Below are 22,245 nucleotides of genomic sequence, written 5' to 3'. Positions count from 1 at the left end.
CCCAATTGTGGACCGTTCGGTCCAATAAAAAGGAGAATATCACAATGAAATTCCAACAGATTAGAAACGCTACAGCGATTATAGAATACGCAGGAAAACGGTTCCTTGTAGATCCCATGCTGTCAGAAAAAGCTTCATTCCCCGGATTTCCTGGAACGGTGAACAGCGAACTGTCAAACCCGTTGGTCGAGTTACCGGTGACTATTCATGAACTTAGCCAGGTCGATGCTGTAATACTTACCCACACACACGGGGACCATTGGGATGAAATCGCCAAGGCAGCCCTCCCTAAGGACCTCTTGGTTTTCGTCCAAAACGAGCAAGACCAGAAAGAAGTCAGTTCGGCGGGATTCACGAATACCCGCGTGTTGGACTCGGAAACGGAGTTCGAGGGGATTCGTTTGGTCAAAACCCCCGGTCAGCACGGCAGTGATTCCATTATGGAAAAGTTGGGGGATATGCTCGGCACCGTCTGTGGCGTCATTTTCATACACCCTTCTGAAAAGACTCTCTATCTGGCCGGGGACACTGTCTGGAATCATCACGTTGAGAATTCGTTGGAAACATACACTCCTGAAGTTGTCATTCTGAACAGCGGGGATGCTCAAGTGGTTGGCCTAGGCTCCATCATCATGGGTAAGCGGGATGTTCTGAAGGTTCATGAGGCCGCACCAAACGCCACGCTTATCGCTACCCACATGGAAGCGGTCAACCATGCGGTGCTCTCCAGGAAAGAGCTGCGCGAGTTCTCGATAGAAAATGGCTTTGACACAAACATTGCGGTGCCGGAAGACGGCGAAACCGTAGTTATCTAACGTGAGGTTTTGATATGCGATCACCAAGCATTAGTATAAGCCCTGAAGGTTTTCCCTGTATTGGGTTAACTGGTCTGTCTGCTCTTATTCTCGCTGTATTGGGCTGGGCCATTCCAGCCTGTGTCGCTTTATTATTATGTTGGTTTTCGGTGGGATTTTTCCGTGATCCCGAACGCGTTGTCCCGCAGGCTTCGGGACTGGCAGTCAGTCCTGCCGACGGAAAGGTCATCCGAATGGCAACAAAGTCAGATCCCATGACGGGCGAGGAACGCCTCTGTGTGAGTATTTTCATGAATCTTATTCAGGTTCATGTTAACCGGACGCCGGTTGCGGGAACCGTGAAAACCATAAAATACTGGCCAGGGAAATTTTTCAACGCCTCCCTTGATAAGGCCAGCACAGATAATGAACGATGTGGCTATTTGATTGTTGATGAAAATGAGTCGTCGTGGAGCATGATTCAAATCGCAGGGCTAATTGCCCGTCGCATTGTCTGTCGCACGGTAGAGGGGGATTCTCTAGAACGAGGCCAACGATACGGACTCATTCGGTTCGGCTCGTGTGTCGAACTCTATTTGCCTCAAAGTTATCGCCCAGCGGTACATGTCGGGGAGTATGTTCTCGGAGGGCAGAGTGTGATCGCAGAGCGAAAAGGAAATCCTCCTATTTGATTGCAATTGAATTTCCAGCCGGTTGGAACTAACTGTTTTACAGTGTTTTCTGCGAGGTGCGCAGTCGTGAGACAAGATGGCGAAATGGATGAACTGGATCGGCAGTTACTGGACATAGTGCAGACGGGATTCCCGTTATGCTCTCGCCCATACACCGAACTTGGCAAACAGGTTGGCATAGATGAAAATGAGGCGATGTCCCGTATCCGGAAAATGCGTGAGTCTGGCATTATTCGGCGTATAGGTGCCAATTTTAACGCATACAGGCTCGGCTGGGTTTCTACCCTTTGTGCGGCCAAGGTTTCGGTCGAACTGATGGATACATTTGTTGATGTGGTTAACAAGCAACCTGGAGTCACTCACAATTATGAACGGGAAAACGAATTCAATATATGGTTCACGCTCACTTCCCGCTCCCGTGAGGAAGAGGCGGTGACACTAGAATTCATTACTCGTGAAACCGGTGTGAAAATCCTAAATCTGCCTGCGAGTCGCTTATATAAGGTCAAAGTTGATTTCAAAATGAGCAACAGGAAAAAACAAGCCGATGGTCAGCCAAGCTGACAAGCGGCAGGTGTTTATGAAAATAAAATAAAAATGGACCAAAAGGATTATCAGCAAATCCAACCTGCCGATAGCAGGGCTTTCAGTCATCCATTACGTCGGTTGCCCGCATGCCTGTCGGGATTGTTATGCGATCCCCAATTTATATGGGTGAAAAAAAGGTTCATCCGAATAAAGCGTACTTCGTTTCATGAATGCCCATGATCCTGAGCTTGAAGAATTCCGTATCTCGATAGCCGTAGGCCTGCCGTTTTAGCGTCTTGATCTTGTTGTTCGTGCCCTCGATTGGACCTGAGGAGATGGGGTGATCGTAGTAGGCGAGGATGCCGAAACGATGCGAAGCAAGCGTCCTCGCCATGACCTGCAAGGGTCGGATTTCCGAAGCCTAGGCCCTGGCGACCCAGTCGCTGATGACTTTTTCCGCTGTTTCCTTGTCCGGCTGAGACCAGAGTTGCCGCAAATCCTCTTTCAGATAATAGGCCGTTGCCAACGGCTTGTTCAGCCGCAAGGCCTCATCCAGACGTTGCTTTTAATCACGGCTTTCATCCAAGTTTTCAGGGTTCTTCAGAAGAATCCATCGCATGCCTTTGAGCGCTTTCTTCTCAAGCGGCGATGAGAGTTCTCGAAAGAGTTGCCGCCGTATCTGCGTGATCTTCTCGTTCATCAGTTTGACCACATGGAAGCGGTCGAACACGATAGCCGCGTCCGGCAGGTTTTCCATGGCGGCGCTGATGTATCCGGCGTTCATATCCGTTGCCACGGCCGCAATCTTGGCTCTTGTCTTCTTGAGACGCGCCCAGAACGGAATGAGTGTTTCACGGCTCCTGCCCTCTCCGACAAAGACGACCGCGCCGCTTTCAAGGTCCATGACCAGCGTCAGATACTTCTGGCCTTTTCTGACACTGATTTCATCTATGGCGATATACTTGCGTTTTCCCAATTTGGGCTTCGAGAAACGACGAGACAGGTAACGTTTGAAAATCGATTTAATCGTATCCCAACCGACGCCCAGCAGATCGGCAACATCCTGTATTGTCATCTTTTTCGCCAGAGCGAGAGCATAACGCTCAAACGCTTTGGTGTACCATCGCTTTGGCTCTGCGACCTGCACGTCAATCAATCGAACTACGCCGCAATTACGGCATCCTATTCGCTGTACGGGGATAACGAGCCAGACCGGCTTGAAACCGATGGGAACGGTCTGCACCCACCGCTCGGAGAAACCTCGCCTGATGATGTCTCTGGAGCGACAGCAAGGACAGCGGATAAGCTCATCCTTGGGTTGAACCTTCAGGATAACATTGCCTGCAATAAAATCCTGTCGAATGTAGTCGTAGCCTCGCAGGCCGAACGCGTGGTAGATGAAACTCGTGGACATGGCGGTTACTCCTTCCGATGGTTGGTGATGCTTTCATCGGTTGGACGCCATGTCCTTTCATTTTGTCAAAAGTACGCTTGAGCCGGATGAACCGGAAGAAGTAGGTCTCTTGGCCCTTGCATTCAGAGTTTTATTTCATACCTTTCACGGAATGCATGGCCTTTTCCATCTTGGCGATGCCTTCTTCCATCATGGAGATACCCTTGTCGGCATCCTTCTTCATCATGCCCATGCCTTTCATGGTGACCATCATGTCCTTGTTGAGCTGCTTCATGGAATCTTCCATCATTGTGTCATGATTCGCCTTGGCGTGAGCCTCGACGCCTGCCATGCCGTGGTGCATGTTGGTCATGTGCTTGTTCATGGCGCCCATGGCAGCCTTGCGCTGACCGGCGTCCTTCATGGTCTCAACGTCGGCTTTCATCATGGCGATGTTGTCGTTGATGACTTTCATGCTGTCCTGCATGGACATGTCGCCAGCTTTCATTGCGGAATGATCCATTCCCTGCATGGCAAATGCAAAGCCGGAAACGAGCAGAGTCAAGGCCAGGGCCATGGTAAGAGTGGTCAATTTTTTCATACGGTTCTCCTTCAATGGTTTTGTACGTTTATTCAATGGACTGCACCGGTTCATCCGGCATGGTCCGATTGTTCTTCTTGAACTTGATTTCTTCCACGAGGCAGTAAAGCGTCGGGACGACGAAGACGGTCAGGATGGCGATAGTCATGCCGCCGAAGGACGGGATGGCCATGGGAACCATGATGTCCGCGCCGCGTCCCGTTGATGTCAGGACCGGAATCAGAGCGAGAATGGTGGTCGCCGACGTCATCAATGCGGGACGAATACGGCGTTGCGCACCTTCGAGAATGGCGGCCCGGATGGACGGAACGTCATGCATGTCCATGCTTCCGCGACTCTCATCCAGATAGGTCGCCATGATGACGCCGTCATCAGACGCAATGCCAAACAGGGCGAGGAAGCCGACCCAGATGGCGACGCTCAGGTTGATGGGATGGACCTGGAACAGGTCGCGCATACTTGAGCCGAAGACGCTGAAGTTGAGGAACCAGTCCTGCCCATAGAGCCAGATCATCATGAATCCTCCCGACCATGCGACAATGATCCCCGAAAAGACCATGAGCGTCGTGGCCATGGACTTGAACTGGAGATAGAGGATGACCACGATGACCATGAGCGCCAGCGGCAGGATGACGGCGAGCTTCTTCTGGGCCCGAATCTGGTTCTGATAGTTGCCTGCGAATTCATAGGACACGCCGCTCGGCACCTTCAGCTCGCCCGTGGCGATCTTGCTGTCTATGAGAGTGCGTGCATGATCTACGACATCGACCTCGGCATATCCGGGCTTCTTGTCGAAGAGAACGTAGCCGATGAGGAATGTGTCTTCACTCTTGATGACCTGTGGGCCGCGCACGTAGCGCATCTCGGCCAGCTGCTTGAGCGGAATCTGCTCACCGGAAGGGGCGGCGACGAGGATATTCTCAAGAGACTCCATGCTGTCACGCAATTCGCGCATGTAGCGCACCCGCATGGGGTAGCGCTCGCGGCCTTCAATGGTCGTCGAGAGCATCTTGCCGCCCACTGCCACCTCGATGACGTCCTGCACCTTCTGCAGCTTGATACCATATCGGGCGATGGCCTCGCGGTCGATGACGATTTCCAGATACGGCTTGCCCACGATGCGGTCGGCCACGACGGCGGCGGGCTGAATGGACGGAACCTCCTTGAGCAGGTGTTCCAGCTGAAGGCCGAATGTCTCGATGGATTCTAGGGTCGGGCCCTTGACCTTGATACCCATGGGAGCGCGCATGCCGGACTGCAGCATGACGATACGCGCTGCGATTGGCTGAAGTTTCGGCGCCGAAGTCGTGCCGGGAATCTCTGCGGCATGGGCGATCTCATCCCAGATGTCGTCGGGGGTGCGGACGCCTGCCCATTCCTCCCGTCCGGGATTCAGGGCCGGATCGAGCCGCGTGCGCCACTGGCGGAACGGCTTGCCGTCCGGGTCGGGGATGAGGCGACCTTCCTTGTCACGGGGGTAGTACCCCTGCACGAGGTAAGGCAGTCCGTCTTCGGCCGGAAGCGGCTTGCCTTCGGCGGAACGGATGTAGTCCTTCTGGGATTCGTCGAACTTGTAGCGCAACCGTTCGCCGGACTCGTCTGTCAGATATTCGGGTTTGTAGTTGATGACCGTCTCGATCATGGAGACCGGAGCCGGATCAAGAGGCGTTTCCGCCCGGCCGAGCTTGCCGACCGCGCTGTCCACCTCGGGGATATTCAGCATGGACATGTCCTGTTTGGACAGGACGTCCTGTACCTCGCCGATGGAAGCATGGGGCATGGTCGTCGGCATGTAGAGGAACGAGCCCTCGTCAAGCGGCGGCATGAACTCCTTGCCCAGTCCGGGGAAGGTTTTCATCAGCGCACCCACCGGGCCGGAGGCGCGGATGGCATCGGGCAGCCAGGACGTCATGGCCCCGCCGCCGAACCAGGCCAGTCCGCCGAAGAGGATGACTGCGGCAGGCAGGCACATGAACGTGGCCTTGTGGTCGAGTACCCAGCGCAGCATGGTGGTGTACCAGTGCTGGAAAAGTTGAAAGAAGAGCATCAGGCCGCCGATGAGCACGACGACGAAGATGGCGTTCTTGAAATCACCCTTTTCCGGGCCGAGGGGCAGCCAATGTGTGGACAGGAAGATCGTCACCATCGCGATGACGCCCCAGTTCTCCACCTTGCCGAACAGAGCTTCCACGCGCGGCGGCAGGAAATGACCGAACATGCGGTGCAGGCCGAGGGCCACAAGGAAGATGCCGAGCCACCACTTCACGAACACGGAGACTGCCACTCCGGCTGCGATATAGAGAATATCCACCAGATGATTCGGCAGCCCCTTCCTGGTGCTTGGGGTCTTGCGGCGATAGATGAGATGCGCGATGGCAGGGAGCACGGTCAGCGCAACGATGATGGAGGCAATGAGCGCAAAACTCTTGGTATAGGCCAGCGGCTTGAACAGCTTGCCCTCCGGTCCCTCCATGGCGAAGACGGGCAGGAAGCTGACGATGGTTGTGGCCACTGCGGTCATGATGGCGCTGCCCACTTCCGAGGCGCCGTCAAAGATCACCTTCATCCGGCTCTCTTCCAACGAGGCGTGCTCAAACTTCTTGAGGATGTTCTCGCAGATGATGATTCCCATATCGACCATGGTGCCGATGGCGATGGCGATACCTGACAACGCGACGATATTGGCGTCCACCTTGAAGGTCTTCATGCCGATGAAGCACATCATGACCGCCATGGGCAGCAGCGACGAGATGAGCAGCGAACTACGCAGGTGCATGACCGCTATGAGCACGACGATGATGGTAATGAGCACTTCCTCTGTCAGGGCCGTGTTCAGCGTGCCGAGGGTTTCGTTGATCAGGCCGGAACGGTCATAGAACGGGACGATGGTGACTTTTGAGACGGTACCGTCGGCCAGCGTCTTGCTGGGCAGGCCCGGCGAGATCTCGGCGATCTTCTTCTTGACGTTCTTGATGACCTGGAGCGGGTTCTCGCCGTAACGGACGACGACAACGCCACCCACGGCCTCTGCGCCGCCCTTGTCGAGCACACCGCGCCGCAATGCCGGGCCGAGCGTGACCTGCGCCACGTCCTTGACTCTGATGGGCACGTTGTTGCTGACCTTTATGACCGCTTCTTCGATGTCGGCCAGTTTCTTGACGAAACCGATGCCGCGAATGAGGTATTCAACGCTGTTGATTTCAATGGTGCGAGCGCCGACGTCGAGGTTGGACTGCTTCACGGCGGAGAACACGTCCTGCAATGTGACACCAGCGGTCCGCATGGCGTCGGGATCGACGTCGATCTGGTATTCCTTGACAAAACCGCCAACTGAAGCCGTTTCGCTGACGCCGTCCGCCCCGAGGAGCGCGTAACGGACGTACCAGTCCTGTATGCTGCGGAGTTCGTCGAGATCCCAGCCTCCCGTGGGGTTGCCGTTCTCGTCACGCCCTTCGAGGGTGTACCAGAAGACCTGACCGAGAGCTGTGGCATCCGGGCCGAGCGTCGGTTGGACGCCCTGCGGCAAGGTGCCGGGAGGAAGGCTGTTCAGCTTTTCGAGCAGCCGAGAACGGGACCAGTAGAACTCCACTTTCTCGTCGAAGATGACGTAGATGGTCGAGAAGCCGAACATGGAGTAGCTGCGGACCGTCTTGACGCCGGGAATGCCGAGCAGTGAAACGGTGAGCGGATACGTGACCTGATCTTCCATGTCCTGCGGGGAACGGCCCATCCACTGGGTGAAGACGATCTGCTGATTTTCACCGATGTCCGGGATGGCGTCCACGGGAACCGGATCGCGCGGGAGGCTTCCCGTGCTCCAGTCAAAGGGTGCGACCACCATGCCCCAACCCATAATGAGAGCCACGAGCAGGAAGACGATCAGCTTCTGCTCCAGACAGAACCGGATGACCTTGTCCGTCAGAGTCTTTGCTTCTATGCGCGGTTGGTTGTCCATATCGCCCACCGGTTACCGCTTGAGCTGCTGGTTGATTTCGCCGCAGGTTGACATGGCCGTGCCGAAGTACGGGTTGTGTACTTCCTCTGTGCGCTGGAGCCATGTGGCTCCCTCGTAGTCGAAGGCCATGGGGCAGAATATCTCGAACAACGGACCGTCGGTGTCGACGCCGAGCTTGGCGATGGCTTCGCCGAGACCGGCGGAAAGCGGGCCGAATCCCGTACGGATGCCGACGATGTCGCTGGCGTCGCGGATGGCGGCCAATCCGTCATTCATCTTGGAAAGGGCGCCGGTCCAGACGTTGTGGGACGGGCCGTCGAGTACGGTTTCGTCGATCAGGCGCAGTGCGCCGGAGACCTTGGCCGCAGCTTTGCGGGCGCCTTCGGCATCATCGGTGGCCAGCGCCTGAGCCATGGGCTCGTATGCGGCATAAACCAGACCGAGTTGCTGACGGAAGACTTTAGGAGCCTCGTGCGCCGCGTCGGACGCCTCCAGACTGAATGCGCTTCTGAGGACGGAGTAATGCTCCTGCATTTCCGTGAATATCTCGTTCAGACGCTCGGTATCAGGCGCTTCGGCCCCAAGGATGGCGTCGTTGCCGAGCAGCATGGACTGTTCCTTCCAGCGCAAGGCGGCCTTGCCTTCCAGCGCGGAACCGTCGATGAGACGCAATTCCTTGTTGAACTCGCCGAACGCGAGGTGGGTGCGGCTCAGATCGCCTGATGCGACCGTTTCCTTCAGCGAGGCGAACGTATCGGCAAGGATCTTGAGCTTGGACACGAACAACGCCGGAAGTTCTTTCTTGATGGCGGCGTCGCCTGAGGCTGGATTCATCATGCTCGGCTTGGCCACGATCTGGACCGCGCTGTCGATCTTGAAATTGCCCTTGGTGACGACCTGTTCGCCATCCTCAAGACCACTCCTTACGATGTAATAATTACCCGCCTTTGCTCCGAGCACTACTTCACGGCCCTCATACGAGTCGGGCTTGTCGGGGTTGGCGACGTAGACCACGGCGCGCTTGCCGGTGATCAGCGGGGCGGAAGCCGGGATGACCAGCGGAGATTCCCCGGCGGTCTTGGAACCGCCTTCCTTGTGCTGTGTGGCGCGGACGAGCATGCCGGGCTTCAGGCTGCCGTCCTTGTTGGGCACGGCCAGACGGACACGCACGGTACGAGTCTTTTCGTTGACGAGCGGGTCGATGTACACAACCTTGCCCTTGAACGTCTTGCCCGGATACGCCTCGGTCTGGAACTGAACCTGCTGGCCGAGATCAACCCAGGGAAGATCGGATTCGTATGCTTCGAGGATGACCCAGAGCGTCGAAAGATCGGCGATGGAATAGATGGAAGCGCCGGTCTTCACATACTGCCCTTCGTTGACGTCCTTCTTGATGACGACGCCGCTCTGGGGAGAATACAACGTGATATGGTCGGCAGCCTTGCCGTCGCGAATAACCTTGTCGATCTGGGCCTTGGTCAACCCGAGCAGACGGAGCTTCTCACGAGCAGCCTCTTCGGTGCGCACAGCGCTCCTTCTGACCAGATCAAGCTTGCTGTCCTTGAGGTCGCCCATGGCCTTCACGGCCTGAATCAGTTCTGCCTGCGCGGTGAGCAATTCGGGGCTGTAGACGGAAACCATGGGCTGTCCCTGCCTGACGGTGTCGCCTGTATAATCGACGTACATCTTGTCCACGCGGCCGCCGGTCCATGCGGTGATGTTCCGGACCCGCGTCTCATCGTAGTCGACCTTGCCGACCATGCGAGTTTCCACGGCCACATCCAGCCGCTTGACCGTCTCGGTCGAGATGCCCGCGAGCTTGCGCGCCTCGTCCGTCAGCGTGATTTCCCGGATACTGGACTGCTCGCCCTCGTCCTTGCGTTCGAGGGGAATCAGCTCCATGAAGCAGATGGGGCACTTTCCCGGCTCAGGGAGCTGAATCTGCGGGTGCATGGAGCAGGTCCACGTAATATTGCCGTTCTCGTCGAAATGTTCTTCGAGGTCATGCTCACCGACTTCCTCGGCGTGAGGCGCTGTCGGCGGCGGGACGTCGGTGCCCTTGGCTATGTAGCCGGCAGCAAAGGCAGCAATGCTGACAACGATGACGATCACGGCGATCTTCGAATTTCTGAATGTACTCATGTCTTCCTCGGCTATGCCTGCGGTGCGTCTTCCGGGACGACGCCATTGTCAAGCAGCTTTTTCATGTATTTTTCCGGGCTTTTCTTGAACTTGGGAGGACAGTCCGGGCAGCAGAAATAGATGCGCTTTCCCTTGTAGTCCGTGAAAAGTTCCCGGGTTATGTCAAACCCCATCACGGGGCAGAGTTTCTGTTCGGTCGATTGCGCGGAGGCATGATTCCCGAGAGGAGCCGTGCCCAGGGCAAAAAAGACCAGCATGGTCGCGAGTGCTTTATTCAACATAATTATTGCGTTTTCTTGAGAAGCGAACCGTGGAACTGACAAGGGAGTTCGCGGCCCACAATGGTTTCGATTTCAGCCAGTCGCTGCGCCTGATCCGTCAGAGCGCGATAGTAGGCGAGCTGGAGTTCCAACAGGGTCTGTTCTGCATCAATGAGGTCAAGAGAGGTGCCCCGACCGGTCATGAAGGCTTCCATGGTCACACCGAGGGATTGCTCAGCCTTGGGCACGAGGGTGTCGCGATAGAGGCCGATCTTGCGGCCAGCGTCACGGTACTTGTAGAGGGCGAGTTCGAGGCCCGCGGTCAGCTTGCGTTCAAGCCCCGCCCTGCTCCGCTTGGCGGCGAGAATCTTGGCCTGACTTTCATCGACGGCTGCTTCACGGGCGTTGAGCCAGATGGGGATGTTGAAGGACATGGACGTCATGATCGGATTCTGCCCGTCGCCCATGACGCCGGGGTTGCGGGCGTCATCGACTTCGGTGACGTCGACGCCGAAGGTGAAGTCGGGGAAGTAGTTGCTTTCGGCGAGGTTCTTGCCTGCTTCTTCCTTGGCGACCACGGTTTCCCAATAGGTCAGATTCGGATTGGCGCGGATGTCGTCAAACAGGGTGTCCTCGGGTTCGGTGAAGGACATGACCGGTATGGAATCGGGGAACGGAATTGCCGTATCGGCAGGGCGATCCAGAAAGGCGTTGAGGCTTGCTGCAAGAGGGCGCTGCAGGTCGTTGAGAGAATTGAGCCGATCTTCGAGCTTGCCGAGCTCGACCTGTGGGCGGATGATGTCTGAATGCTTGGCGGAGCCTGTGGTGTAACGGGCGGTGGCGATCTTTTCGAGGTACTTCATCAACTCGATGTTTTCCTTCGTTATCTCAATCGCCCGCGCAAGATACGAGTATTCGTAGTAGATCTTCTTGACCTCGAAAAAGGTCGTCAGCTTCAGACTGTCGAACTTCGCCTTGAAGCCGTCCGCTTCACGCAAAGCCATCTGTTCCTTGTAGCCGAGCTTGCCGAAGAACGGCAGAGTCTGGGAAAGACCATACCTGTAGCGGGCCGGGCCACCGCGCGTTTCCAGAGGCGTGGTGTAGTAGCCGAAAGAGAATTTCGGATCGGGGAGCGTATCAGCTCCTACAGCCTTCTTGACCGCGGCCTGCCACTTCTGGAAAGAGGCCCGCAGTTCATTGTTGTTCTCGGCCGCGAGCTTGAGGAAGACGCGCAGGTCGCTCAACTCCTCTCGGTCGCCGAGGTAGCTGCTGGGAGCACCGTTTTGCTTGACGGCCTGTTCGGAATCGCCGGCGTGTACAACAGGGACGCACAACAAGGTAAGCGTGATCAGAATCGTGAAGACTCTTGGTGTTGTGAATTTCATTCTGGCTCCGAAATGGGGGTTGTCACTCAGGGCTTCTAAGATACTAACAGCATACCCCAAATTGATGATGAGGAGTAGTATAATGGGAAACGATAATTGGGCAGCGCAACACTATGTCTCTCATGGGGTGGTACAGGCTTGATTTATGCCTTAAGGATTTCACGCATTCTGTTGAATTCTTCCGAATTGATTTCTCCGTTTGCATACTTGCGCTTCAGGATTTCCAAAGAATCATTCCGGTCCTGTCGCCCATCGGAGCGGGAAACTCGCTTAATGATCTTGTAGACCAAATAAGCAAGGAGTCCGATGAAGAGCAGATTGAAGATGAATCCGAAGCCGCCCATGCCGAAGCCGTGGCCGAAACTGTTCATGAATCCCCAATTACAGTTGAACATGGTGCCTTCCTGAAAAGTTGTAGCGGGAGGGAAAGCTCCCTCCCGCTGAATTCATCGTGTCCGTGTGGTTACCAAGCCGGACAGTTGTAACCGTTTCCGTGTCCATTGAAGCCCATCATGCCGCCGTGCATCATGCCTCCGTGCATCATGCCGCGTTCCATGAAGCCGTGTTCGGGCAGGCCAAGCGCTTCGGCCTTTTCGTCGAGAGTGGCGATGTTCTTATTGATCCGTTCGGTCAGGGTGCGAACCTGCTTGGCATCCGGGTTCTGTCCGGCCATGAGGGCTGCAACCTCAGCCCGGTCAGCACTGATTGCCGCTCGCAGGTCGGCAGTGGAATCCAGAAATTCCTGATACGCCTTGGTGTCGACCTGGGTGGTTTGGTGCATGCCGTACCCGTTGCCCTGGTATCCATGCATGCCCCAGGCCATGGCGTTTACGGAAACGAGAGCGATAGCCGCAACCAGTGCCAGTGTCATAAAAGTCTTCTTCATGATAAATTCCTCCGATAAGGTTTGTAACGTGTTCGTACTGCTCATAAGGCAAGGGGCGTGCCAAAGTTCTTCTTTCTTGTATTAATGTATTGAAATCATGTTGCTTTTATTGTTTTAAGGGCGCAGGTGAGGGATATGGTCACTTGCCAAACTTCCGATGTGTGGTTAATTTTTGATCAGATAAGGATGGCGAGTGTCTAAAAAATGATCGTTTTTGTCCTGCGGGAGTCGTATGTCATTGAATAGAAGACTATTGGGAAGTTCTGCGCCTGTCTGGATGGTTCTGGGCATGGCCGTCATCATGACTTTGGTGGTTGGTGCTCTTGCCGTGTTCAACTACAATCGTGAAGTTCGCGATATGGAGAAGGTGCTCGGCGAAAAAGGCGAGGCACTGATTAGATCTTTCGAAGCTGGGGCGCGTGCGGGCATGATGGGAAGCTATGGTGCACAGGACAGGCTCCAAGCACTGATTGACGCGACCGCTGAACTGCCGGACATACGATTCATTCTCTTGACGGACCGCGAAGGGCGGGTGATCGCCCACAATGACGAAGCAAAGATAGGCAGCACATATCTTGGCTCTGACCAAATAAGGGCCATGTCCCCAGGCCAACAGGCCCGGTGGATGATCATGGAGGACGGAGATCAAGCCGATTCTTTCGTCGTCTATAAAGAGTTCGTTTCTCTCGGAACCGGTGGCTCCAGAATGATGCACCAAATGATGGGGCACCACATGATGGGAGCCCAAGAGAGGGCCGAAAACACTCGTTGGGGGATGAACGGAGCCGAGACTGCCGGCAAAACCGTAGACAGGCCGCTGATCTTTATTGGTCTTGATACCGAGCCCTTTATCGAGGCGCGCCAAACCGACGTCAGGGTAATGATCATGACTTCGGGTGTTCTTTTGCTCGTGGGCCTTGGCTGCATGATTTCACTCTTCTGGGTTCAGGCATATCGGAGGTCACGTCAGCAGTTGAAGGATTCGCAAATCTTCGCTTCAGAGATCGTCGCACATCTCCCCATCGGCCTCGTTGTGACCGGTCCGGATGATATCGTTACCCATATCAATGGTGATGCGGCATCATTGCTTGGCGTTGAGGCTGAAATAGCTTTGCATCAGAATGTGAACGATGTGCTTCCCGCTGCAATCGTAGAACTGGCATCGGAGTCATCCGGGATGAAAGGGCCTATTACCAAGGAGTTGCAAGTCAGTTCAGGCGACAAGTGCTTCCCAGGCAATATCGGTGTCGCACAGGTTGTTTCCGATGAAGGTTTGTCGCTTGGTGCAATATTTATTCTGAGTGACCTGACAGAAATCCACAGACTCCAGGCGGAAATGAAGCAGCGGGAGAAGATGGCCGCCATCGGCAATCTCGCAGCAGGTATCGCGCATGAAGTTCGCAACCCACTCAGCAGTATCAAGGGCTACGCGACCTACTTCGCCGGACTGTTTGACGAAGACAGTGACAATCGGAAAGCCGCAATGGTCATGATTGCCGAAACAGAACGACTAAACCGCGTTATATCCGAACTGCTCGATTTTTCTCGTCCTTCTGAGATCAGCCCGAAGGAAGTGGACATGGCCTTTGTCATGGACACAGTCTCTCGTCTATTCCAGCAGGATGCGACGGACCTCGGGATCGAAGTCGTAATCGACGTACAGTCTGATCTCCCACCCGTAAAGCTGGATGCCGACCGCATGATTCAGGCACTGTTGAACATGGGAATAAACGCCATTCAGGCCATGGATGCCGGAGGTCGGTTGACCTTGAGAGTCCTGAAATCCGATACGGACCTGATCATCCAGGTTGAGGACACAGGACACGGTATCGCCGAAGAAAACATGGCTACTGTATTTGATCCCTATTTTACGACCAAAAGCCAGGGGACGGGACTCGGCCTCGCCGTTGTCCGTAAGATAGTTGAAGGGCACGGCGGATACGTCGATTTTGCAAGTTCCGTCGGCAACGGGACGACTTTCACCATCTCATTACCTCAATCCACATAAAGGCTTGCAATCATGAAGACCAATATACTCATTGTCGACGACGACAAAGGGCACCTGTCGATGCTCGAAACCATCCTTGGCGGTTGGGGATATGAAACAGCGTCCGCGATGGATGGAGGCGAGGCGGTCGCGGCTGTCAAGGAGAATCCGTATGACACGGTGCTCATGGATGTTCGCATGGCAAAAGTCAGTGGCATTGAAGCGCTGGAAGAGATCAAGGCGTTCAACCCGGCCATTCCCGTACTCATAATGACGGCGTATTCATCCGTTGACGTGGCGGTCGAAGCTATGAAGCTCGGAGCCTATGATTACCTGACGAAGCCCCTCAATTTTGACGAACTCAAGATAACTCTGGAGCGTGCCCTCGACCATAAGCGATTGTCCGAAGAGAACCGCCACCTCAAGGAAACCGTCTCCGCCGGACAATCTCTCACCGGCATCATCGGGACCAGCTCTGCCATGCGGGACGTCATTGATATGGTCAAGGTAGTAGCGCCCACGGAAGCCACGGTTCTGATTACCGGAGAATCCGGGACAGGCAAGGAACTGATTGCCCGGGCGATTCACGCAACCAGCGCCCGAAAAAAGAAGCAACTCGTGACGATCAACTGCGCCGCACTTTCAGAGACGCTTCTGGAGTCGGAACTGTTCGGTCACGAAAAAGGAGCGTTTACCGGAGCGGACAAGCGCCGCGATGGCAGGTTCATGCAGGCGAACAAGGGAACGATCTTCCTTGACGAAATCGGGGAAATATCCATGCCCATGCAGGCTAAATTGCTCCGTGCCGTGCAGGAACGTGAAATTCAACGGGTGGGTAGCGATACTGTGCAGTTTGTGGATGTCCGCATCCTCGCCGCCACCAATAAGGATCTCAAGGCCGAGGTGGAAGCGGGCCGTTTTCGCGAAGACCTATACTATAGGTTGCATGTCATGGTGCTGAGATTGCCAGCTCTCCGTGAACGGCAGGATGATGTCCCCCTGTTGGCCAATTTTTTCCTTGAGCGCTTCGCCGAAAAGAATAGGAAAACTGTTAAGGGATTTAGTCCTCTGGCTATGGATATGCTTATCCGTCATTCTTGGCCTGGCAATGTCCGCGAGCTGGAAAACATGATTGAACGCGCCATCATCCTGTGTATGGGCGAGTATGTTACAGAAAAGGAACTCCCTGCCAGTCTGACCAAGGATTACGAGCAGGCCGATCAGACCGAATCCGATAAAGGGCAACTTGGAGGCCAGCCTTTGGAAGATGTCCAAAAAATAGCCATTTTGGCAACACTTGAGCAGACCGGCTGGAACAAAAGCGAAGCGGCCAAAATACTCGACATCACAAGGACGACTCTAAACAATAAGTTAAAGAAATACGGGCTGTAATGTCATTGTGGTGTGTGTCGTCGAAGAAGGATTCCTTGTTCGCTATTGGGAAAAATGGAGCGATGGACCTGTTGTTGCAATTCCATTCTCCGACTCACGGATAAGCCGCATATCAGCGTGGCCGGAGAATAAAACGAGCGGCAGACCTTGCCAGGGAGATGAACATGAGTATTCGATACAAACTGCTGATTCTTTTGCTTTTTATTTCATTGGTGCCGTTGCTATGCGTCGGAGCTGTTGTTCGTAATGATCTCACTCGTCTCGGGGATGACTTGGCAACGCGGAGTGAAAATGTCCTTATTCACAAGGCCAGTACCGGCTTGACGCGTATCGTGAAGGATCGAGCTCAGGTTCTTGGGCGGGAAAGACAATTGCTTGAATCGGCTGCGCTCTTTTTGGCATCCAAAATCGAAGGGGTTCTCTATGGGCATTCTCATGTTGGAGTATCGGGCATATTGTCCCCTTCTGGAGAACAAATCCGAAGAATGGCTGAGCAGTATTACTTTCAACGCATGGGCCGTACAGAGAGTTTGGGAGTTGATTTTCAAAAGCTAACCGTTGTCCCTGTCGACGCAGAGTCCGATGTTAATGACAAACTGTTGCCGTTGCTTGAGCAGGTAAAGCTTGAGTCCCCAGGGCTTATCCTTTGGATTGAGGTCAGGCTTCCCGACGGCGTCACGATAGCATATCCCGGTGTGTCGAAAGACTCTCGGGCCATGATGCCGATGCGGATGGGAATGGGGATGCGGCGTTTTGTTATGGAAGATATTGACGCCACTTTAAGCCAATCTTTGCAATGGGCCTCTCCAAGGATTGATTCCCGGACTGGACGATCGGCTTTTCGTATTTCTGCTCCTGTGCGTGATATCCATGGTAATGTGGAAGGTGAAGTGTCCTTCGTGATTCCGGTGGACTCGCTTTTGGGAGGGGAGCACCAGACAAGAATCTTTTCGCATGAGACAAAATCGTTCCTTGTCAAGGCTGACTTTTCCACCGATCATGCCGATAGAATCAGGGTAATAGCTCAGGAACAAGCCTCCGAAGTCATGGGGCGTCACTGGACTCTCCCTGAAGAGACGGCAAGACTCATTTCTGACGATCAGGAACAATACGATAACGCTGTGGACTCCTTGCGCAAGCAGGAGCCAATGACTGTCGCCATGCCTTATGATGGCAGGGAAGCTCTGTGGAGTTTTGCACCGGTAGATGCTGACGGAACTGCGCTCATGTTGATCGTCCCCAGAGAGGATGTGATCAAGGATGCCTTGTCTTCTAAAGAATATGTTCTGTCTCAAGTCGGTAGACACAATGCGAAAATGGTCATTTTCGCCTTGAGCGTGTGCGTCACAGTACTTGTTCTGGCTCTGCTTCTGTCTAGGCTTTTTACTCGGAATATTGCTGCGCTTGCCAGCGCGTTTCGAAAGGTCGCCAAGGGTAATTTTTCGACACGGGTCGAAGTGCGCAGTACGGATGAAATAGGACAACTCGGCCAGGCATTCAACGGGATGGTGCCGGAACTCCAGGAACGGGTGGCGTTGAAAAGTTCACTGGAAGTGGCGCAGCAAGTGCAGCAGAGCCTTCTGCCGTTGTCGGCCCCGGTGTTTCCTGGTGCGGACATCTCAGCGATCAGTGAATACTGTGACGAAACCGGCGGCGATTATTATGGCTTCATCCCAAGAGTGACAGCTGACGGAGAAGGGCTTGTGGTCGCAGTCGGGGATGTCAGTGGGCATGGCGTACCGGCTGCGCTCATGATGTCTTCGGCCAGAGCGTACCTGCATTGTCAGGCTGGAAGTGACGCGCGGTTGGACCGTATTGTCGAATCGGTCAATGCATTGATGTTTGAGGATATGGACTTATCGGGGCGGTTTATGACGCTGTTCCTTATGGAGTTGACCGAAGACAAGGCGTTACGGTGGGTTCGGGCTGGACATGATCCCGCCTTGCTCTATGATCCGGCCAAGGACTCGTTTGTGGAGCTTGCGGGGGAGGGGATGCCTTTGGGGGTAATTGACGAGGTGCATTTTGAGTTATGCGAAATTGAGCATTTGAACTCCGGGACCATTATAGCCGTGGGTACTGACGGAATATGGGAAACGCATTCCTCGAGTGGGGAGATGTTCGGCAAGCAGAGGTTGAGAGATATACTTCGTGATCATTCTGACCATTCTGCAAATGAGATAATTCAGACCTTGATGTATGCATTGGACGAATTCCGGGGGGACGCACAGAAGCTGGATGACATAACTATAACGATCATGAAGGTCTTATAGGCGTTCGATTTTCTGTTGATTATAAATTAGTCACCTTGGCTTGTGGTGTACATTTGTTTTGGCAATCAAGTGCCTTTGAGGGAGAGCGAACTTAAGGTTTGTTCTCCTTTTTATCTCTGTATCAGTCTGTTTTTACAGTACATATAGTGATAGAGGGCGCTCTTGACACGCAGCTTGCCATACCTCTGCGTATATTCAACGCCGAAGGAGTCGGCAAACATTGGAGTTTGTATGCTTACTGGTATAAAAAAGTTTTTTTGATCACGTGCTTGGTTTTTGTTTTGGCAACCTTAACAATCTTGGCCGCCTGCGCCCCCGCAGGGTTTGGACATATTGGGCAGAGACATGACGGTTCGTATGGTGGTCATATGAGTCACGCCAATGATTCTGGCATGTGAGGGAACCAAGGCTGGAATTACTAGCTATACGATTTGATATTCCGAGAAATCTTTATGGTCTTGACTAAGAAAAAACACGTAGAGGTATATCCTGATATTAGAAGTAATGGGACTGGGCCATCCCATTACTTCCAAGGTCACCGGGATGGCTTGGTCATGGCTGGTTTCCGAGTACCTAGAACCAGAATCTGATCCCTGTTACAAATCGGATATTGTCATAGTCCCCTCCCTCCTCCTTGGCGTAGTCTGCTGATTTACCCCAGAGCCTTGTCCAATCGAGGCCGATGTAGGGGGCGAATTCCCTTATGATTTCGTAACGAAGCCTGATTCCCATCGCGGTTTCGGAGAGACCTGATCCCGTCTGGGTCGCTGAATCGTCTTTGCCGAAGAAATTCATTTCCAGTTCCGGTGTCAATACGAGCTTTTGAGTCAGCAGAATTTCATATTCGGTTTTGAAACGAAGCGAGGTTCTTCCATCTTCGCCAAGGAAAAATGCGGCGTCCACGTCGAAGCCATAAGGTGCGACTCCGTAAAACCCAAACGCGAGCCAATTGCGATCCGGTTTCCCCGGTTCTTGGTAGGAGTCCTTTCTGCCGCCGATTTGAAAATCCCAGTTCGACGTTATGGCCCGGCTGTATAAAGCCTGGATTTCGGCGTTTTCAATTTTCTCTTCGCGGTATTCTCCCTCTGTCTTGAAGAATAGTTTGTTCAGATCCCTGCCAACCCACGCTTCGGCATCCCACTCAATAGGGTTGCTGCCCTCAGTCGCTTTCATTTCCAGTTTGTCCACCGTCAGGCTGAACAGAATAGGGTCGTCCTGCATCTCTTCGGCATTCGAGAGTATAGGCATGAGCAGAAGGAGCAGAGTGAGAATCAGGTATCGTTTCATGGCGACCTCCTATCTGACGACGACTTTTCTGAACATGCCGAGCATGTGGTACAACAGATGACAATGGAAGGCCCAACTCCCCATTGCATCGGCAGTGACAAGGCAGCTCAGCTTTGAGCCGGGTTGGACTATTACAGTATGCTTCCTGGGGATGGTGTGCGGATCGCCCGTTTCAAGATCTGACCACATGCCATGCAGGTGCATCGGGTGGTTCATCATGGTGTCATTGACGAACGTTATACGCAGCCGTTCGCCATATTTGAAATGGATCGGTTCCGCATCCGCATACTTCACACCGTTGATTGACCACATGTAACGGGACATGCTGCCTGTCAGGTGGAGTTGTATCTCTCGTTCAGGCTCTCTCATGTCCGGCGTATGGTAGAGGTTTCGGAGATCGGAATAGGTCAACACCCTGCGGCCATTGTCGCGCAGGCCGACACCTGGATCGTCAAGCCTGGCCAACGGGTTGTCGGCTCGCATATCGACATGGGGGCCGTATTCCGTGGGGGCATGGTTGATGGGCGCTTGGCTGCCGAACCCGGCTCGCCCGAGCATTGCCATGTCCTGCATCGGTTTGGCCATTTGATGCTGGGAATGGTCCATTGCCGGGGCTCCGGTCATGTTCATGCTATCGTGGGAAGCCGTGTCCATGCCGCCCCCGTGGTCCATTCCTTCCATATTCATCGCCATGCCCATGTCCTGATGGCCCAAGATAGGAAGTGGATCCATCTCAGGGACTTCCGCTTTCATGGATACATCCGGCGTCAGGGTGCCCCGCGCATAGCCTGAGCGATCTATGGCCTGTGCAAAGATGCAATACGCGCTGTCATCTTTGGGCTCGACGATGACGTCGTATGTTTCAGCCACGCCGATACGGAATTCATCAACAGAGACAGGGACGATGTCTTGGCCGTCCGCCGCTACCACGGTCATCTTTAGGCCGGGTATCCGGAGGTCGAAAAAGGTCATGGCGGAGCCGTTGATGATGCGTAGGCGAACTTTTTCACCGCGCTTAAAGAGCCCTGTCCAACCGTCGGCCGGTGTCTGGCCATTTATGAGAAAAGTATAAGTATAGCCCGTCACGTCCGACAGGTCACGGTCGGACATACGCATCTGGTTCCACATGGCACGGTCATTCCATGTGCGGAGGAGCCCCTTTTCCTCTATTTCCCTGGTCAGGTCCCAGATGGTGCGCTCGTTGAAGTTGTAATAGTGGCTCAGCTTTTTTAGTTTGGAATAAATGGAGGTCGGGTCCTCGTCCGACCAGTCAGAGAGAACGAGTACAAAGTCTCGATCGAAGCTGTACGGTTCGGGATCTATGGGATCGATGACGATCGCTCCATACATGCCAGTCTGTTCCTGAAATCCCGAATGGCTGTGATACCAATATGTGCCGCTCTGGTTTACCGTAAACCGATAGCGGTGGGTGGTTCCCGGTGCGATTCCGTCGAAGCTGATCCCTGGGACTCCGTCCATTCGTTCCGGCAGGATGATGCCGTGCCAATGGATGGAACTGGTTTCCGCAAGGTTGTTTGTTACGTTGAGCGTGACGGTATCTCCTTCTTTCCAGCGAAGTGTCGGTCCCGGAACCGAGCCGTTGATGGCAGTGGCAGTCCGTTGGGCACCAGTGAAATTAACTGGTTGCGGAGCAATGGTCAGATTAAAGTTTTTGCCCTTGAGAACCGGGGCATGGGCAGTGGAACTTGTCGAGGCCAGCAGCGCGGCCGGTGATATCCCCATGCCGAGCAGCGTCCCCCCAACAGCAAGCCCTCTAACAAACTGACGGCGTGAAAAGAATTGTTTCAACATTGTCTTCCTCAGTGTGGCCTATATACGTCAAATTGGTCTTTTTTTGATCCTATATTGTATGCTGTTCTTAGCTGTTTGTCGACAGACCGCCTGAAATTTTGGAAGAATCCTCGTCTCTCTTTTGGCCAGAAGTGACGTGTTTATGCATGGGCCAATGCTGCAGATAATACCCATTCAGTTTTTGAAACATATGATGGGGTATCCATTGGGCTGTCTAAAAAATAGTCACTCTGGCTAGGCGCGTACAGTTTTTAAACAGCTTGGAGCCCGTAAAGAGAAGTGCGTAGCCTTTTAAACTTTGTATGCATTCTTGTATCAATCTGTTTTTATTAAATATATTTAAATGAAAAGCGTTTGGCACGCGGTTTGCCTTGCCTATCTACATTGTCAACGCCGAAGGGATCGGCAAACATTGGAGTTTGTATGCAGAATATTATGAAAAACATTCTTTTCGCTATGGGTATTATTGTCGTTGCTGCGGCTGTTTCCGTGCCATCTTCTTTCGCCATGATGGGGGGAGGTATGCAGGGGAACGGGCAAGGCGGTTCCTTTGGCGGCATGATGGGAAGCGGTGGTAGTATGAGTGGTTCCAGTGGCTCCGGGATGACAGGGAATCAAGGATGGAATTCCTCTGGTGGCAACTACGGTCAGAATCAAGCTGTTTCAACAGCTGGGCAGGCCGAATCCATCGTTAAGAGTCAGATCGCCCGAAATCCGAATCTTACTATCGGAGAGGTCGTAGACCGTGAAAATGATTACATGGTTGATGTGGTCACACACGACGGTTCTCTCGTCGACAAGCTGATCGTGCAAAAGAACACTGGGGCCGTGCGGTCTGTTAACCAGTAAGCAAGATTA

At 53.9% G+C, this 22,245-nt stretch carries 16 protein-coding genes and 1 pseudogene; 7 read left to right on the top strand and 10 right to left on the bottom strand.

Features of this window, described 5'->3' with window-relative positions:
• The first annotated feature begins 44 nt into the window (after window positions 1–44).
• The 3 genes from GM415_RS15450 to ahbA all read left to right on the top strand — a co-directional run bounded on the left by GM415_RS15450 (window position 45) and on the right by ahbA (window position 2,050).
• On the top strand, window positions 45–815 hold the full coding sequence (locus tag GM415_RS15450) for an MBL fold metallo-hydrolase (protein ID WP_158949743.1): 771 nt from the start codon (window positions 45–47) through the stop codon (window positions 813–815).
• Window positions 816–829: 14 nt separating this feature from the next.
• Window positions 830–1,486, top strand: a complete 657-nt coding sequence (locus GM415_RS15445; protein ID WP_158949741.1) for a phosphatidylserine decarboxylase family protein — start codon at window positions 830–832, stop codon at window positions 1,484–1,486.
• 84 nt (window positions 1,487–1,570) lie between these two features.
• Window positions 1,571–2,050, top strand: coding sequence for a siroheme decarboxylase subunit alpha (gene ahbA, locus GM415_RS15440; RefSeq protein WP_158949740.1), 480 nt, complete (start codon window positions 1,571–1,573; stop codon window positions 2,048–2,050).
• 163 nt (window positions 2,051–2,213) lie between these two features.
• Here the strand turns inward: ahbA and GM415_RS15435 are convergent.
• The 8 genes and pseudogenes from GM415_RS15435 to GM415_RS15400 form a co-directional block, all read right to left on the bottom strand.
• Window positions 2,214–3,428, bottom strand: a pseudogene (locus GM415_RS15435) (ISL3 family transposase).
• Window positions 3,429–3,558: 130 nt separating this feature from the next.
• The gene (locus GM415_RS15430; RefSeq protein WP_158949738.1) at window positions 3,559–4,008 is read right to left on the bottom strand and encodes a hypothetical protein; all 450 of its coding nucleotides are present in this window, start codon (window positions 4,006–4,008) and stop codon (window positions 3,559–3,561) included.
• A gap of 28 nt (window positions 4,009–4,036) precedes the next feature.
• Window positions 4,037–7,963 carry an efflux RND transporter permease subunit gene (locus tag GM415_RS15425; protein ID WP_158949736.1) on the bottom strand — a complete coding sequence of 1,309 codons (3,927 nt, stop codon included), beginning with the start codon at window positions 7,961–7,963 and terminating at the stop codon, window positions 4,037–4,039.
• Window positions 7,964–7,975: 12 nt separating this feature from the next.
• A complete protein-coding gene (locus GM415_RS15420; RefSeq protein WP_158949734.1) occupies window positions 7,976–10,105 on the bottom strand; it encodes an efflux RND transporter periplasmic adaptor subunit in 2,130 nt (709 codons plus the stop codon).
• A gap of 11 nt (window positions 10,106–10,116) precedes the next feature.
• Entirely contained in the window at window positions 10,117–10,386 is a 270-nt protein-coding gene (locus GM415_RS15415) for a YHS domain-containing protein (RefSeq protein WP_242012272.1), read from the bottom strand.
• Between the two features lie 2 nt (window positions 10,387–10,388).
• Window positions 10,389–11,750, bottom strand: a complete 1,362-nt coding sequence (locus GM415_RS15410) for a TolC family protein (protein WP_158949732.1) — start codon at window positions 11,748–11,750, stop codon at window positions 10,389–10,391.
• A 143-nt stretch (window positions 11,751–11,893) separates the two neighbouring features.
• On the bottom strand, window positions 11,894–12,145 hold the full coding sequence (locus GM415_RS15405) for an SHOCT domain-containing protein (protein ID WP_158949730.1): 252 nt from the start codon (window positions 12,143–12,145) through the stop codon (window positions 11,894–11,896).
• 68 nt (window positions 12,146–12,213) lie between these two features.
• Window positions 12,214–12,636 (bottom strand): Spy/CpxP family protein refolding chaperone, encoded by a 423-nt coding sequence (locus GM415_RS15400; protein WP_158949728.1) that lies wholly within the window; start codon window positions 12,634–12,636, stop codon window positions 12,214–12,216.
• A 289-nt stretch (window positions 12,637–12,925) separates the two neighbouring features.
• Here GM415_RS15400 and GM415_RS15395 point away from each other — a divergent pair, with 289 nt between their 5' ends.
• From GM415_RS15395 to GM415_RS15385, 3 genes are all read left to right on the top strand, one after another.
• Window positions 12,926–14,644, top strand: coding sequence for an ATP-binding protein (locus GM415_RS15395; RefSeq protein WP_158949726.1), 1,719 nt, complete (start codon window positions 12,926–12,928; stop codon window positions 14,642–14,644).
• Between the two features lie 12 nt (window positions 14,645–14,656).
• Window positions 14,657–16,015: a sigma-54-dependent transcriptional regulator gene (locus GM415_RS15390; RefSeq protein ID WP_158949724.1), complete on the top strand. Its 1,359-nt coding sequence runs from the start codon at window positions 14,657–14,659 to the stop codon at window positions 16,013–16,015.
• A gap of 164 nt (window positions 16,016–16,179) precedes the next feature.
• On the top strand, window positions 16,180–18,288 hold the full coding sequence (locus GM415_RS15385; protein WP_158949722.1) for a PP2C family protein-serine/threonine phosphatase: 2,109 nt from the start codon (window positions 16,180–16,182) through the stop codon (window positions 18,286–18,288).
• A 573-nt stretch (window positions 18,289–18,861) separates the two neighbouring features.
• Here the strand turns inward: GM415_RS15385 and GM415_RS15380 are convergent.
• Both GM415_RS15380 and GM415_RS15375 read right to left on the bottom strand, forming a co-directional pair.
• Entirely contained in the window at window positions 18,862–19,575 is a 714-nt protein-coding gene (locus GM415_RS15380) for a copper resistance protein B (RefSeq protein ID WP_199244304.1), read from the bottom strand.
• A 9-nt stretch (window positions 19,576–19,584) separates the two neighbouring features.
• Entirely contained in the window at window positions 19,585–21,387 is a 1,803-nt protein-coding gene (locus GM415_RS15375) for a copper resistance system multicopper oxidase (protein WP_158949720.1), read from the bottom strand.
• 423 nt (window positions 21,388–21,810) lie between these two features.
• On the opposite strand from GM415_RS15375, the gene GM415_RS15370 reads away from it, so the two are divergent.
• On the top strand, window positions 21,811–22,236 hold the full coding sequence (locus GM415_RS15370) for a hypothetical protein (protein WP_158949718.1): 426 nt from the start codon (window positions 21,811–21,813) through the stop codon (window positions 22,234–22,236).
• Window positions 22,237–22,245 lie beyond the last annotated feature (9 nt).

It is taken from the genome of Pseudodesulfovibrio cashew, from assembly GCF_009762795.1.
GTDB lineage: Bacteria > Desulfobacterota > Desulfovibrionia > Desulfovibrionales > Desulfovibrionaceae > Pseudodesulfovibrio > Pseudodesulfovibrio cashew.
This window is presented reverse-complemented; position numbering and strand designations above follow the sequence as displayed.

What these genes read in the sequence shown, in the direction of transcription:
- GM415_RS15450 (WP_158949743.1), top strand. Translation starts at nt 45, where the DNA reads ATGAAATTCCAACAGATTAGAAACGCTACAGCGATTATAGAATACGCA.
- GM415_RS15445 (WP_158949741.1), top strand. Translation starts at nt 830, where the DNA reads ATGCGATCACCAAGCATTAGTATAAGCCCTGAAGGTTTTCCCTGTATT.
- ahbA (WP_158949740.1), top strand. Translation starts at nt 1,571, where the DNA reads ATGGATGAACTGGATCGGCAGTTACTGGACATAGTGCAGACGGGATTC.
- GM415_RS15430 (WP_158949738.1), bottom strand. Translation starts at nt 4,008, where the DNA reads ATGAAAAAATTGACCACTCTTACCATGGCCCTGGCCTTGACTCTGCTC.
- GM415_RS15425 (WP_158949736.1), bottom strand. Translation starts at nt 7,963, where the DNA reads ATGGACAACCAACCGCGCATAGAAGCAAAGACTCTGACGGACAAGGTC.
- GM415_RS15420 (WP_158949734.1), bottom strand. Translation starts at nt 10,105, where the DNA reads ATGAGTACATTCAGAAATTCGAAGATCGCCGTGATCGTCATCGTTGTC.
- GM415_RS15415 (WP_242012272.1), bottom strand. Translation starts at nt 10,386, where the DNA reads ATGTTGAATAAAGCACTCGCGACCATGCTGGTCTTTTTTGCCCTGGGC.
- GM415_RS15410 (WP_158949732.1), bottom strand. Translation starts at nt 11,750, where the DNA reads ATGAAATTCACAACACCAAGAGTCTTCACGATTCTGATCACGCTTACC.
- GM415_RS15405 (WP_158949730.1), bottom strand. Translation starts at nt 12,145, where the DNA reads ATGTTCAACTGTAATTGGGGATTCATGAACAGTTTCGGCCACGGCTTC.
- GM415_RS15400 (WP_158949728.1), bottom strand. Translation starts at nt 12,636, where the DNA reads ATGAAGAAGACTTTTATGACACTGGCACTGGTTGCGGCTATCGCTCTC.
- GM415_RS15395 (WP_158949726.1), top strand. Translation starts at nt 12,926, where the DNA reads ATGGCCGTCATCATGACTTTGGTGGTTGGTGCTCTTGCCGTGTTCAAC.
- GM415_RS15390 (WP_158949724.1), top strand. Translation starts at nt 14,657, where the DNA reads ATGAAGACCAATATACTCATTGTCGACGACGACAAAGGGCACCTGTCG.
- GM415_RS15385 (WP_158949722.1), top strand. Translation starts at nt 16,180, where the DNA reads ATGAGTATTCGATACAAACTGCTGATTCTTTTGCTTTTTATTTCATTG.
- GM415_RS15380 (WP_199244304.1), bottom strand. Translation starts at nt 19,575, where the DNA reads ATGAAACGATACCTGATTCTCACTCTGCTCCTTCTGCTCATGCCTATA.
- GM415_RS15375 (WP_158949720.1), bottom strand. Translation starts at nt 21,387, where the DNA reads ATGTTGAAACAATTCTTTTCACGCCGTCAGTTTGTTAGAGGGCTTGCT.
- GM415_RS15370 (WP_158949718.1), top strand. Translation starts at nt 21,811, where the DNA reads ATGCAGAATATTATGAAAAACATTCTTTTCGCTATGGGTATTATTGTC.